Here is a 13,013-nt window from a genome sequence, read left to right on the forward strand (position 1 = left end):
TTTCTTCCCCTCACGGATGCCGAATATAATCCACCAGCGCCCTCGTATACGCATCCGGTTTCCAGTCAAACAAACTCACCGCCACCGCCACGAAAAACCCCGCCGGCACCCCAAACACCCCCGAACTGATCGACTCGATCCCAAACCATCGCCCGCCCGACCACCCCGTCATCTGCGTGAAATACGGATACGTCGACAGGATGTAATAGACGCACACGCTCAAGCCCGCCAGCATCCCCGCGACCGCCCCGAGTTTCGTCGTCCGCTTCCAGAACACCCCAAGCACCAACACCGGAAACAGACTGGACGCCGCCAACGAGAACGCCGCCCCCACAAGAAACAAAATATTCCCGGTATTGAGCGAAGCCACATAAGAAGCGAACAACGCCACGCCCAACAACAATATCTTCGATATGGTGACCCTCCGCTGACTGCTCGCAGTCTTATCGACCATGCAGTAATAGACATCGTGCGAGAGCGCATTCGCAATCGTCAGCAGCAAGCCATCGGCGGTAGAAAGCGCTGCGGCCAACGCGCCCGCCGCGATCAAGCCCGACATCACATACGGCAACCCCGCAATCTCCGGCGCGGCGAGCACGACCATGTCCGGCTGCATCTGGATACCGGACCAGCGCACGATGCCATCGCCGTTCACATCGCCGATATGAATCAGATACGGCTCCACCTTGCGCCATTGCATGACCCACGCAGGAAGATCGGCGAACTTGTGCCCGACGATTCCCGTCAGCATTTCATACTTGATCAGCACCGCGAGCACGGGCACGGTCACATAAAACAGCGCGACAAAAAACAGCGTCCATCCAACCGAGCGCCGCGCGGAAGCCACCGATGTCGTCGTGTTATAGCGGGTCAAAATATGCGGCAAACTCGCCGTCCCCAACGACAAACACAGCAACAACGACAAGAAATTCCGCCTGTGCAGGCGCGCGCTTTCATCGTCGGAAGGGGGAAATGCTTCGGCCACCGGCACCGGTGGCGCGGCGCGTTCAAGCATCGCATCGCGGGCGCGGGTCCATTGCACGTTCGCCTCGGCAGGCGTCTTCGGGAACGACGCCAGTTCGCGTTCCCGCTCGTTGATATCGCGTAACGGCCCGTTATGCCGGCGCAAGTCCGCGATCTCCTCCATCAACTGAGCTTGGCCCGTATGAAACGACGCGGGCAATTCATCAATCTGCGTCTGGATCTCCTGCGCCTGACGCCGGTAATCGTCGCGGACCCTGGCTTCTTCAGGCGAGTGTTCAACCGCGCGCTCCAGCACTTCCACGCGCTCCAGCAAGCGCCCATACGAAAGCTGCGGCAACCAGCCGAGCCCCTCGCGATGCGCGATCATCGAAACAGGAATCAGCATGGCGCTGATCAAGATGATGTACTGCGCGACCTGCGTCCACGTGACCGCACGCATGCCGCCAAGGAACGAACATACGAGAATGCCGGCGAGTCCGCAGAAGATCCCGATCGCGAAATCGATACCGATAAACCGCGACGCAATCAGCCCTATGCCCTGGATCTGCGCGACGAGATAAACGAACGAACACAAAATGGCCGCGAACGCCGCGATCCCTCGCACGAGGTTGCTCGAAAAACGCGTACCGAGAAAGTCGGGGATGGTGTACCGAGCAAGCTTGCGCACATACGGCGCGAGCAGGAACGCGACAAGACAGTAGCCTCCGGTCCAGCCCATCATGTAGGCAAGGCCGTCGTATCCGGTCGCGTAGATGGACCCCGCCAGCCCGATAAACGACGCCGCCGACAACCAGTCCGCGGCGGTAGCCATGCCATTGAACGCGGACGGCACGCGCCGCCCGGCGACGTAATACTCGACCAGATCCGACGTCCGCGACAACAAGCCGATCACGGCATACACGGCGATCGGCACGAACAGGAACACATAGCCGATCCACATGCCTGGCCCGGTCACGCGCTCGATCCGCGCCATCACGTAGATGAACAGGAAGAAGCCGAGCGTGTAAAGCGCGTAGGCCCGGATGAGTCGATGGGTAAGCTTCATCGGCAGTTCATGGCTCGAGCGTATCGATGGCCCGCACTGCAAGCCGCGCAAGGATCCGTTGCAGACGGGCATCGGCGAATTGCATCAGCACGATATACACCACGATCAACGCGACATAAACAAGGATTGCGCCTTGCGCGCCGAAGTAGAACGGCAACGGAAAGCCTGCGAAACGCACGTGATCTAGCTGCGTTGCCATGAGCGGAATGCCGAACGAGACGACGAATCCGATCAGCATCAGCACCGATATCACTACAAGGTTCATTCGCCAGTACACCCGATGCGCGTGCGCCATCGCCTCCGTGACGGGCGGTGGTCCGGCAAGACTCGAAGCAGGCGGTGGAATTGAAGACATGTGCTTATCTACCAAATGCTTTGAGAAGCGGCAATCGGGATCGACATCGTGTGCCGGCTGAAACTACAGGCTCGCGATGCAAAAACGGCTCCCTGAAACAGGGAGCCGTTCGTTCAAGCCCGATGATACTCAAGCCAAATTAATGCGCTTCGCCGAGTTGATCGAGGATCGCGGGATTCTCGAGCGTCGAGATGTCTTGCGTAATCTCCTCGCCCTTCGCAAGCGATCGCAGCAAGCGCCGCATGATCTTGCCCGAACGGGTCTTGGGCAAGTTCTCGCCGAAGCGAATGTCCTTCGGTTTGGCGATCGGACCGATCTCCTTGCCGACCCACGCGCGCAGTTCATTGGCGATCTGCTTGGCTTCATCGCCTTCAGGACGCGGGCGCTTCAGCACGACGAACGCGCATACCGCTTCGCCGGTCGTATCGTCGGGACGGCCAACCACTGCAGCCTCCGCCACGATCGGATTCGACACCAGCGCCGACTCGATCTCCATGGTCCCCAGCCGATGCCCCGACACGTTCAGCACGTCGTCGATACGGCCCATGATCGTGAAGTAGCCCGAGTCCTTGTCGCGTACGGCGCCGTCGCCGGCGAGATACAGCTTGCCGCCAAGCTCTTCCGGAAAATAGCTCTTCTTGTAGCGGTCCGGATCGCCCCACACGGTGCGCAACGCCGACGGCCACGGCCGCTTGATCACCAGAATCCCGCCCTGCCCGTTCGGCACGTCCTGACCGGTTTCATCGACGACAGCAGCCATGATGCCGGGCAACGGCAGCGTGCAGGAACCGGGCACGAGCGGCGTTGCGCCCGGCAGCGGCGTGATCATGTGACCGCCGGTTTCGGTCTGCCACCACGTATCGACGATAGGACAAATACCCGCGCCCACGTTCTCGTGATACCACATCCATGCTTCCGGATTAATCGGCTCGCCGACGGTGCCGAGAATGCGCAGCGATGTCAGATCGAAGCTCTTCGGATGCACTTTCGCATCGGCTTCGGCCATCTTGATGAGTGAACGGATCGCGGTCGGCGCGGTGTAGAAAATCGTGACCTTGTGCTTTGCGATCATGTCCCAGAAGCGCCCCGCGTTCGGATAGGTCGGCACGCCTTCGAACACGACCTGGGTCGCACCGATAGCAGTCGGACCATACGCGATATAGCTATGCCCCGTGATCCAGCCAATGTCGGCAGTACACCAGAACACGTCGTCCGGCTTGGCGTCGAAGGTCCACTTCATGGTCTGCGCGGCCCACAGCAAAAAGCCGCCCGTGCTGTGCTGCACGCCCTTCGGTTTGCCCGTGGAACCGGACGTGTAGAGAATGAACAGCGGATGTTCGGCGCTGACCCATTCCGGCTCGCATGTGTCGGCTTCATGCTCGACGAGCTCGTGCATCCAGAGGTCCCGGCCTTCGTGCCATTGCGTCTTGCCGCCCGTGCGCTTGTACACGATCACGCTCTTGACCGCATCGCAACCGCCGGCTGCGATGGCTTCATCGGCGATGCTCTTCAACGGCAGCGCTTTACCGCCGCGCATTTGTTCGTCCGACGTGACGAGCGCAACGGCGCCCACGTCCACGAGCCGCTCGTTAAGCGACTTCGACGAGAACCCGCCGAACACGACCGAGTGCGTCGCACCGATCCGCGCGCAGGCTTGCATGGCGACGACGCCTTCAATCGACATCGGCATGTAGATCACCACGCGGTCGCCCTTCTTCACGCCGCGCTTCTTCAGCGCATTGGCGAAGCGGCAGACGCGCTGCAAAAGATCCTGGTACGTGACGTTCACGACAGTGCCGTCATCGGCTTCGAAGATGATCGCGTTCTTCGCGCCGTGACCGGCTTCCACATGACGGTCGATGCAGTTGTACGACGCGTTGATTTCGCCGTCTTCGAACCACTTGTAGAACGGTGGATTCGATTCATCGAGCACGGTGGTGAACGGCTTGTGCCAGCTAAGCGTCTCGCGTGCGAGTCGCGCCCAGAAGCCTTCGTAATCGCGTTCGGCCTCGGACGTCAAGGCCTTGTACGCGTCCATGCCGGAGATCGCTGCACCGGCCATTGCTTTGGCCGATGGCGGGAAAATACGGCGTTCCTGGAGTACGGATTCAATCGCAGACATCGACAACCCCTTCTTTGATGGTGAATCTGATAGCCGCGATTCCGGAGCGCAGGCTCCAAAACCGCTATGTCTTCAGGCGTGGACGACATGCGCGTGCACTACGCGTCGTGCCGTGTCTCCTGCCTCTGTGCGTGGCCTGCTCGTACAGCGCAGCATACGCGCGCCAGGCTTCATACCCGGACGATAAGCCGCGCGCCTTACCCGCTACTTACGCAACCCAGTCAATATCCACGGGGTATACACGTAGGGGCAGGCACTTTTACAATGCGGCCTTTTCGACCCCTTACTACAATGATGCGCCTTGCTCTTGCGCGCTGCTTCGCTTGGGCGACTTCCATTGAGCGAGATCAATGATGCGCCATGCCATGTTAACTGAACTCGTCGTCCGGATTCCAGCTTGAATCGTTACGCGCTCTACCTCATCGCAGCCATGCTGCTGGTTGGAAGCAATGTCGGCGTCGGCAAGTCGGTGGTTGCGTTCATTCCCGTCTCGCTGTTCGCGTTGCTGCGTTTCGTCATTGCAATGGCGGTGCTCTGGCCGTTGTTGCGTCCCGCGAAGATCAGGCGGGTCAAGCGCGGCGAGTGGGCCAACTTGTTCCAGCAAGCGTTCTTCGGCACCTTCATGTTCACGCTGCTGATGCTCAACGGCGTGCAGCGCACGAGCGCCGTCGCGGCGGGCGTGATCACCAGCACGATTCCGGCTGTCGTCGCATTGTTCTCGTGGTTTTTCCTGAAGGAACGCCCGAACGGGCGTGCGTTAATTTCCATCGCGCTCGCCATTGTCGGCGTCGTCGTGATCAACGTCGCGCAAGGGACGGCCGGCGCGCACGGAGCGGGCGGCGCGTCGCACGATGCGTCGCTGCTCGGCAACCTGATGGTGCTTGGCGCGGTATGTTGCGAGTCGTTCTACGTGATCCTGTCGCGACGCCTGACGCAGACGCTTCCCGCCATCGATATCTGCGCCTATACGCATTTCTTCGGTTTCTTGCTGATGCTCCCGCTCGGGTTGTCGGCGCTCGTCAGCTTCGATTACAGCAGCGTCAGCCTGAGTGTCTGGAGCCTTGTGCTCTGGTACGGGCTTTCGGCGAGCATCTTCTCGTTCTGGCTGTGGATGAAAGGCATCCGGCACGTGGACGGCAGTCTCGCGGGGGTATTTTCCGGGCTATTGCCGATCGCAGCAGCGCTCTACGGCATTGTGTTTCTTGGCGAACGTCCGACGATTGCGCATGGAATCGCGCTGGCGTGCGTGGTCACCGGCATCGTCCTCGCGAGCATGAAGTCGAAAACCGCGCCGCCGATGATTTCCTGACCGGTTTCACGCGCGCGTCTGAACTGCCGCTGACCAGGTATTGGCGCCCGCGGCGCGTTCGGACTTCCTTAAGGGTTGACCCGCAACCCGTCGGCGGCGTCGCGCTACAATAACGAGCTTTCTCAAAAATGTGCGCGAGGTCCATTTTCGCGCGGTTAGCCTCATCGTTTCGTCTCATTTCACCCGTTTCGCGCTCTCCACGACCAAAGCAGTTACTGGATTCAATCAACCCTCCACGACCCGGCACCGCTCATGTCCGTATCCCCGAACATCCCCGGCACCCGTCCTCCCCGCCCTTCAATGAAGCCGCTTCCCGCCGTCATTTTCATGAGCCGCTGGCTTCAGGTGCCGCTCTATCTCGGCCTGATCGTGGCGCAAGGCGTGTATGTCGTGCTGTTCCTGAAGGAGGTCTGGCACCTCGTCACCCACATGACGACGCTCGACGAGACCAACATCATGCTGGTCGTCCTCGGCCTGATCGACGTGGTGATGATCTCGAACCTGCTGATCATGGTGATCGTGGGCGGCTATGAAACCTTCGTCTCACGACTCGGCGTGGAAGGTCACCCGGATCAGCCCGAGTGGCTCGATCACGTGAACGCCGGCGTGCTGAAGGTGAAACTTTCCATGGCGCTCATCAGCATCTCGTCCATCCATCTGCTGAAAACGTTTATCAACCCGGACCAGTACTCCGAGCACGCCGTGATGTGGCAAGTGATCATCCACGTGGCGTTCCTCGTGTCGGCGCTTGTCATGGCATGGGTCGACCGCCTGACCACGCATACGCATCCGGAGCATTTTCACGAGCCTTCCGGCACGCCCGCGAAGGCGCACGAGTAAGCAGCAGCACAACACCTGAGCGCTTTTTAAAGCGCCGCAAACAGTCCCAATAACGCACCGTTCCCCCACGTTCAAGCCATGACCATCATCAAGCAGGAAGACCTGATCCAGAGCATTGCGGATTCGCTGCAGCACATCAGCTATTACCATCCGCTCGACTACATCCAGGCACTCGGCCGCGCGTACGAACTCGAAGAGAGTCCTGCTGCAAAAGACGCCATCGCGCAAATCCTGACGAACAGCCGCATGTGCGCGGAAGGCCATCGGCCGATCTGCCAAGACACCGGCATCGTCACGGTGTTCGTGAAAGTAGGCATGGACGTGCGTTGGGACGGTGCGACCATGGGCGTCACCGACATGATCAACGAAGGCGTGCGCCGCGGTTACCTGAATCCGGATAACGTGCTGCGCGCGTCCATCGTGAGCCCGCCCGAAGGCGCGCGCAAGAACACGAAAGACAACACGCCGGCGGTGATTCACTACGAGATAGTCCCCGGCAATAAAGTTGATGTCCAGATCGCAGCCAAGGGCGGCGGCTCGGAGAACAAGACGAAGTTCGCGATGCTGAACCCATCGGATTCGATCGTCGACTGGGTGCTCAAAACCGTGCCGTTGATGGGCGCCGGTTGGTGCCCGCCCGGCATGCTCGGAATCGGCATCGGCGGCACGGCGGAGAAGGCGATGGTCATGGCGAAGGAATCGCTGATGGACGCCATCGACATTCAAGACATCATCGCACGTGGACCGCAAGACTGGATCGAAGAGCTGCGCGTGGAGCTGCACGAAAAGGTGAACGCGCTGGGTATCGGCGCGCAGGGTCTGGGCGGCCTTTCCACCGTGCTCGATGTCAAGATCATGGCCGCGCCCACGCACGCGGCATCGAAGCCGATCGCGATCATCCCGAACTGCGCGGCCACGCGTCACGCGCATTTCACGCTCGACGGTTCAGGCGTGGCGCAACTCGATGTGCCTTCACTCGATGCCTGGCCGAAAGTCGAATGGGTCGCGAATACGGAGACGAGCCAGCGCGTGGACCTGAACACGCTGACGAAGCAACAAGTTGCCGCGTGGAAGCCCGGCCAGACGTTGCTGCTGTCGGGCAAGATGCTGACAGGCCGGGATGCCGCGCACAAACGTATCGCCGACATGCTCGCCAAAGGCGAAAAGCTCCCCGTCGATTTCACGAATCGCGTGATCTATTACGTGGGTCCGGTGGACCCCGTCCGCGAGGAAGTCGTTGGACCGGCTGGTCCCACCACGGCTACACGCATGGACAAGTTCACCGACATGATGCTGTCGCAGACCGGCTTGATCTCAATGATCGGGAAGGCCGAGCGCGGCCCGGTTGCTATCGAGGCAATCAAGAAGCACAAGGCCGCGTACATGATGGCAGTGGGCGGCGCGGCGTATTTGGTCTCGAAGGCGATTCGGGGCGCGGAGGTGATCGCGTTCGAAGACCTGGGTATGGAAGCCATCTATGAATTCGACGTGCAGGATATGCCGGTCACCGTTGCCGTTGATTCGACCGGGACCTCTGTCCATCAGACGGGTCCGAAGGAATGGCAAGCAAAGATCGGCAAGATTCCGGTCGCGACGGTTTAAACTACCGCCCTAGCAATACGCGCTGACAAGAGCCGGGCCACGTGCCCGGCTCTTTCATTTTCGAGCTATTGCGCAGAGAACCATTTTCATTCTCATTCCACTGCGCAGAAATACAAAATCTCCGCCAAATAGCGGGGAAAACACCATTTTTCATCTTGGCTTTTTAAACTTGAGCGGTTATGTTTGAAAAGCTGAAACGCCCACACAAGGAACTTACATGCAAGGCGATATCAAAGCCCTCGAATACCTCAACCAGCAGCTGAAGAATGAGCTGACTGCGATCAACCAGTACTTCCTGCATGCACGCATGTACAAGCACTGGGGGCTGGAGAAGCTCGGCAAGCATGAATACGATGAGTCGATCGGCGAGATGAAGCATGCCGACTGGCTGATCCAGCGTATTTTCATGCTCGACGGCCTGCCGAACCTTCAGGATTTGCACAAGCTGCTGATTGGTGAAGAGACCGAAGAAATCCTTAAGTGCGACTTGAAACTCGAACAGATTTCACAGAGCACCTGCAAGGAAGCAATTGCGTATTGCGAATCGGTTCGCGATTTCATCTCGCGTGAAATCTTCGTGAAGATTCTCGACGATACGGAAGAGCATATCGACTGGCTGGAAACGCAGATCGATCTGGTGGCGAAGGTCGGCATCCAGAACTATCAGCAGACCATGATGGGCGAGAACGAGTAACCTACCGGCCACAATGCCCTTCGACGCCCTTCGTTCAGCGGGTCGCTCCGCTGTCATTTCTGCTGCTGGTTCCCCCGTCAGTTCCTCTCTCGAGGCGCCAGGTTCGAGCGCGCCCGTTGCCATTTTCGATTCGGGCCTCGGCGGTTTGTCCGTGTTGCGCGCAGTGCGCGCCGCCTTGCCGGACGAACGGCTGATCTATGTGGCGGACTCGTTGTACGCGCCGTATGGCGAACGCGATGACGACTTTATCGCCGACCGGACGCTTGCGATTGGCGAATGGCTGGTGTCGCAGGGCGCGAAGACGCTGGTGGTTGCCTGCAACACGGCGACCTCGCAATCCATCGCTCAAACCCGGGAACGCTTGTCCATTCCAGTGATCGGCGTGGAACCGGGTATCAAGCCGGCGGCGCTCACGTCGCAAACGCGCGTGGTGGGCGTACTGGCAACCGCCGTTACGTTACGCAGCGCGCGCTTTCAAGCTCTGGCCGAACGCCATACCAGTGATTGCCAGTTCATCCTGCAACCGGGGCACGGCCTCGTGCAGGCAGTGGAACGCTGCGACACGAATTCGCCAGAACTTGTTGCGCTGCTGCGAAGCTACGTGCAACCCATGCTCGACGCCAACGCAGACACGCTGGTGCTTGGCTGTACGCACTACCCCTTTCTCGATGAAGCCATCCGCTCCATTTCCGGCGACCGGCTCAAGCTGGTCGATACGAGTGTCGCGATTGCGCGGCAACTCGAACGGCAACTGGACTCGTTTGGGCTGCGGGCTGCGCCTGCTCAGGCTCAGGCAGTCGAATTGCCGCGCTTTTACTCCACGAACGATGGTCGGGCTCTGCGGCAACTCGCAGCGTCGCTACTCGGACTGGATGTGACCGTAGAACGCGTTGTGATCCCTTCACGGCGAACGCTGGAACTGGAATCCGATCCGGTCTGAGGCCGCGACTCTCCGTCTGTCCCCTCGCGCCGCCCTCATCAAAGTCACAAAAACCCTGCTTGAGCGGCTAAAAAAGCCCCTTCGAGGCACGCGGTTTCAGTTGCTTGCACAGGTATGGCGCCTTACGCGACAAGCCTCCGCGTCCCGCCCCTTTTTCCCGTCCGCTTCCTGTCGAAAAAAACCGCTCACCCCTATTGCCAACCAACGCATAAGGAATGATAATAATTCGCATTAACGTTAGCTATTGCGGTTAATCATGATCGTCTGTGTGTGCAAGTCAGTGTCGGACAGAAAGATTCGCGCCTCGATTGCGGAAGGCGTTGCTACCTTCGACGAACTGCAATTCGAACTGGGTGTTGCCATGTGCTGCGGCAAATGCGAAGACACCGTGCGCGACGTGATGCTCGAAAGCGGTTGCGCCTCGCATTGCGCTACGCGTGGCGATCAGCATCAGGCGGTACCGCTGACGTTCTACGAACGCAAGGCCGCGTAAGCACGCTCCGATTCAACGGGGATTCGCCCAGCGCGGACCCCTGGCGTGTTACTGCCCTGCAATGGCTACGTAACAGCTCCAACGCTTGATTTTAAGCCGATCGTCAACGGTCGCAGCGTTACCAAGTGTAATTCGCAGTCCCCGCTTCTCCGCCCGCAAGCCAGGTCACTTTGAGCCAGCCCGCCAACCCCCGTTCAAGGAGGGAATGATGGAATTGCTGATCGGTTTCGTGGCCACGCTGTTTATTTCTCTGCTCATCTTTCGAAAATGAAGTCCTCCAGTCTCACATGCTGCATGGGCTTTCGCTGTTCGTACGGCGTCACTGCCGTAGAACCACGCTGATATGCCGTCTCCCCTGATTTCGCCCGGCAATTCGGCTGCGGCGCTTAATGCTCACTCCTCCCGTTCGATCGAATCCTCTGGCCTCAGTCCGCGTGTGATTGCAGCGAGCGTCGCTGTGGTGGCGATTCACGTGGCCCTGCTCGCGATCGTCCTCACGATGCGAAATGAGCCGCCGCCGCTTGCGATCGAATCGAAGACGATTACTGCCGAACTGATCAGTCCTGCGCCGCCACAACCTGTTGCAGCGCCCGTGGCCATTCAGTCAGCGCCCGTGCCGACGCCGCCGAAACCGGTTCCACCGAAGCCGCAACCAAAACCCAAGCCCGTCATTCAGCCGCACGTGAAGGCCGCGCCAACGCCGTTGCCGCAAACCACGGCGCCCTCGCCCGTTGCGGCAGCCGCGCCTGAGCCCGCTCCTGCTCCGCCCACGCCGCCCGTTGCGGCGGCGCCCGCTGCAGCGGCGCCGGCTATTGGGCGTCCGACGATGGAGCTGAACGCGCCGAAGGACGTCGCGCATCTTGAATGCAACATCGCGGTGCCGGACTACCCGGCCATGTCGCGTCGTCGCGGGGAATCGGGGACGGCGCTGGTGAAATTCGTCGTCGGGCTGACGGGGAAGATCGAGAACATCGAACTGAAGAAGAGCAGCGGTTCGTCGCGACTGGATGACGCCGCGCTCGACGCCATGCGTTCAAGCGCATGCAAGCCCTATAAGGAAAACGGCGTGGCGATCCGCGCTGCGTATTCCCAGCCGTTCGTTTTTGGCCTGAACGACTAGCGCGGCCGTTGAGACCGATACAACGGCTGGCGGATAAAACAAAGAACTCGACCTAATTTTAGATATCTACAGGAACTGCAATGCAAAACTACGGCTTGGCGCATGTCTGGGCGCAAGGGGATTTCGTCACGCGGGGTATCGCGCTCGCGCTGGCGATCATGTCGATCCTGTCGTGGACAGTGATTGTCGTGAAGGGACTGAACGTGGTGCGCCTGAAGCGCCTCACGAAGAATGCCGAGCAGGCGTTCTGGCATTCGGACGATTTCGCCGACGGCATCAAGAAGCTCAGCAGCCATTCCTCGAACGCGCAGGACAATCCGTTTCTCGCTCTCGCCCTCTCGGGTCAGGACGCCGCCGATCATCACCATCAGACGCAACCGCATCTGCACGACCGCATGGACGTGTCGGACTGGATCACGCGCTGCCTGAAGGACACCATGGATGAAGGCGTCGGACGCATGCAAGCGGGGCTCGCCGTGCTCGCATCGATCGGCAGCACGGCGCCATTCGTCGGTTTGTTCGGCACGGTGTGGGGGATCTATCACGCGTTGCTGACCATTGGCGCAACCGGTCAGACCTCCATCGATCAAGTCGCGGGACCTGTTGGCGAGTCGCTGATCATGACGGCGTTCGGCCTGTTCGTCGCGATTCCGGCAGTGCTCGGCTACAACGCGTTGACGCGCGGAAACAAGACCATCGTCACGAAGCTGAACCGTTTCGCGCATGGCTTGCACGCATTCTTCGTGACGGGCACCAAGCTCGCATCCAGCAAACGTGGCGACGGCCTGCGCCTCGCCACGCAATATGCTGCGAGCGCTGCGGCAACTGCCGGGTCGACGTCTGGATCCAAGCAGCCTGCATCGCGTGTGAGCTAAGGGGACGTCGCCATGGCCATGAGCCCTTTCTCCAGTGACGAGGACGACGGCATGATGAGCGAGATCAACATGACGCCGCTCGTCGACGTCATGTTGGTTCTCCTGATCATCTTTCTCGTCACGATTCCCGCGATCAACCACGCGGTAAAAATCGATTTGCCGAAGGCGAGCAGCCAGCCGCAAGACACGAAACCGGCGCACGTGGACGTTGCTGTCGAAGCAGACGGAACGGTGCTTTGGAATGACCAGAAAGTGGACGATGCCGCGCTGCAGTCGCGCATCGTCGACGCGTCGAAGCAAACGCCGCAGCCGGAATTGCGTTTGCGCGCGGACCGCAAGGTGCCGTATGAGCGTGTTGCCGATGTGATGTCGGCGGCGCAAGGCGGCGGGTTATCGAAGATCGGCTTTGTCACCGAGCCGAAGGCGGGCGGGAAGTAGCGCGGCACGATTTGCCCGCGGAACCCAAGCCCCAAAGTAAAAGGCCTTCATCGCAATGATGAAGGCCTTTTTTTGTGTGCGCGCCGGCACATTCGGGCTAGCGATTACTTTGGCGTCGAGACATTCGAATCCGCAGTATCGCTGCATGCGACAGCCGTGCTCGACACGGACAGCGCGATTAGCCCTATCAGGCCTA

At 59.9% G+C, this 13,013-nt stretch carries 12 protein-coding genes; 9 read left to right on the forward strand and 3 right to left on the reverse strand.

Features of this window, described 5'->3' with window-relative positions:
• Positions 1 to 10 precede the first annotated feature (10 nt).
• From ACMX25_RS18295 to acs, 3 genes are all read right to left on the reverse strand, one after another.
• On the reverse strand, positions 11 to 2,029 hold the full coding sequence (locus tag ACMX25_RS18295) for a sodium:solute symporter family protein (protein ID WP_414951450.1): 2,019 nt from the start codon (positions 2,027 to 2,029) through the stop codon (positions 11 to 13).
• 7 nt (positions 2,030 to 2,036) lie between these two features.
• Positions 2,037 to 2,384 carry a DUF4212 domain-containing protein gene (locus ACMX25_RS18300; RefSeq protein ID WP_414951451.1) on the reverse strand — a complete coding sequence of 116 codons (348 nt, stop codon included), beginning with the start codon at positions 2,382 to 2,384 and terminating at the stop codon, positions 2,037 to 2,039.
• Between the two features lie 139 nt (positions 2,385 to 2,523).
• Positions 2,524 to 4,506 (reverse strand): acetate--CoA ligase, encoded by a 1,983-nt coding sequence (gene acs / locus ACMX25_RS18305; RefSeq protein ID WP_414951452.1) that lies wholly within the window; start codon positions 4,504 to 4,506, stop codon positions 2,524 to 2,526.
• Between the two features lie 397 nt (positions 4,507 to 4,903).
• Here acs and ACMX25_RS18310 point away from each other — a divergent pair, with 397 nt between their 5' ends.
• From ACMX25_RS18310 to ACMX25_RS18350, 9 genes are all read left to right on the forward strand, one after another.
• Positions 4,904 to 5,815 (forward strand): DMT family transporter, encoded by a 912-nt coding sequence (locus ACMX25_RS18310; protein ID WP_414951453.1) that lies wholly within the window; start codon positions 4,904 to 4,906, stop codon positions 5,813 to 5,815.
• Between the two features lie 252 nt (positions 5,816 to 6,067).
• The gene (locus ACMX25_RS18315) at positions 6,068 to 6,655 is read left to right on the forward strand and encodes a TIGR00645 family protein (protein WP_414951454.1); all 588 of its coding nucleotides are present in this window, start codon (positions 6,068 to 6,070) and stop codon (positions 6,653 to 6,655) included.
• Between the two features lie 78 nt (positions 6,656 to 6,733).
• Complete coding sequence (locus tag ACMX25_RS18320) at positions 6,734 to 8,257, forward strand: fumarate hydratase (protein ID WP_414951455.1); 1,524 nt, start codon at positions 6,734 to 6,736, stop codon at positions 8,255 to 8,257.
• A gap of 217 nt (positions 8,258 to 8,474) precedes the next feature.
• The gene (bfr, locus tag ACMX25_RS18325) at positions 8,475 to 8,951 is read left to right on the forward strand and encodes a bacterioferritin (RefSeq protein WP_089158863.1); all 477 of its coding nucleotides are present in this window, start codon (positions 8,475 to 8,477) and stop codon (positions 8,949 to 8,951) included.
• Positions 8,952 to 8,964: 13 nt separating this feature from the next.
• The gene (murI, locus tag ACMX25_RS18330) at positions 8,965 to 9,891 is read left to right on the forward strand and encodes a glutamate racemase (protein ID WP_414951456.1); all 927 of its coding nucleotides are present in this window, start codon (positions 8,965 to 8,967) and stop codon (positions 9,889 to 9,891) included.
• A gap of 256 nt (positions 9,892 to 10,147) precedes the next feature.
• Complete coding sequence (locus ACMX25_RS18335) at positions 10,148 to 10,384, forward strand: (2Fe-2S)-binding protein (protein WP_414951457.1); 237 nt, start codon at positions 10,148 to 10,150, stop codon at positions 10,382 to 10,384.
• A gap of 343 nt (positions 10,385 to 10,727) precedes the next feature.
• Positions 10,728 to 11,504 carry an energy transducer TonB gene (locus ACMX25_RS18340; RefSeq protein WP_414951458.1) on the forward strand — a complete coding sequence of 259 codons (777 nt, stop codon included), beginning with the start codon at positions 10,728 to 10,730 and terminating at the stop codon, positions 11,502 to 11,504.
• Between the two features lie 80 nt (positions 11,505 to 11,584).
• Positions 11,585 to 12,379, forward strand: a complete 795-nt coding sequence (locus ACMX25_RS18345; protein ID WP_414951459.1) for a MotA/TolQ/ExbB proton channel family protein — start codon at positions 11,585 to 11,587, stop codon at positions 12,377 to 12,379.
• A 12-nt stretch (positions 12,380 to 12,391) separates the two neighbouring features.
• Entirely contained in the window at positions 12,392 to 12,817 is a 426-nt protein-coding gene (locus ACMX25_RS18350; RefSeq protein WP_414951460.1) for an ExbD/TolR family protein, read from the forward strand.
• Positions 12,818 to 13,013 lie beyond the last annotated feature (196 nt).

Source organism: Caballeronia eucalypticola, assembly GCF_047608185.1.
In the GTDB taxonomy this organism is placed as follows: domain Bacteria; phylum Pseudomonadota; class Gammaproteobacteria; order Burkholderiales; family Burkholderiaceae; genus Caballeronia.

Excerpts from the sequence above, each read along its gene's own strand:
- ACMX25_RS18295 (WP_414951450.1), bottom strand. The coding sequence starts at position 2,029 with ATGAAGCTTACCCATCGACTCATCCGGGCCTACGCGCTTTACACGCTC.
- ACMX25_RS18300 (WP_414951451.1), bottom strand. The coding sequence starts at position 2,384 with ATGTCTTCAATTCCACCGCCTGCTTCGAGTCTTGCCGGACCACCGCCC.
- acs (WP_414951452.1), bottom strand. The coding sequence starts at position 4,506 with ATGTCTGCGATTGAATCCGTACTCCAGGAACGCCGTATTTTCCCGCCA.
- ACMX25_RS18315 (WP_414951454.1), top strand. The coding sequence starts at position 6,068 with ATGTCCGTATCCCCGAACATCCCCGGCACCCGTCCTCCCCGCCCTTCA.
- ACMX25_RS18320 (WP_414951455.1), top strand. The coding sequence starts at position 6,734 with ATGACCATCATCAAGCAGGAAGACCTGATCCAGAGCATTGCGGATTCG.
- bfr (WP_089158863.1), top strand. The coding sequence starts at position 8,475 with ATGCAAGGCGATATCAAAGCCCTCGAATACCTCAACCAGCAGCTGAAG.
- murI (WP_414951456.1), top strand. The coding sequence starts at position 8,965 with ATGCCCTTCGACGCCCTTCGTTCAGCGGGTCGCTCCGCTGTCATTTCT.
- ACMX25_RS18335 (WP_414951457.1), top strand. The coding sequence starts at position 10,148 with ATGATCGTCTGTGTGTGCAAGTCAGTGTCGGACAGAAAGATTCGCGCC.
- ACMX25_RS18340 (WP_414951458.1), top strand. The coding sequence starts at position 10,728 with ATGCCGTCTCCCCTGATTTCGCCCGGCAATTCGGCTGCGGCGCTTAAT.
- ACMX25_RS18345 (WP_414951459.1), top strand. The coding sequence starts at position 11,585 with ATGCAAAACTACGGCTTGGCGCATGTCTGGGCGCAAGGGGATTTCGTC.
- ACMX25_RS18350 (WP_414951460.1), top strand. The coding sequence starts at position 12,392 with ATGGCCATGAGCCCTTTCTCCAGTGACGAGGACGACGGCATGATGAGC.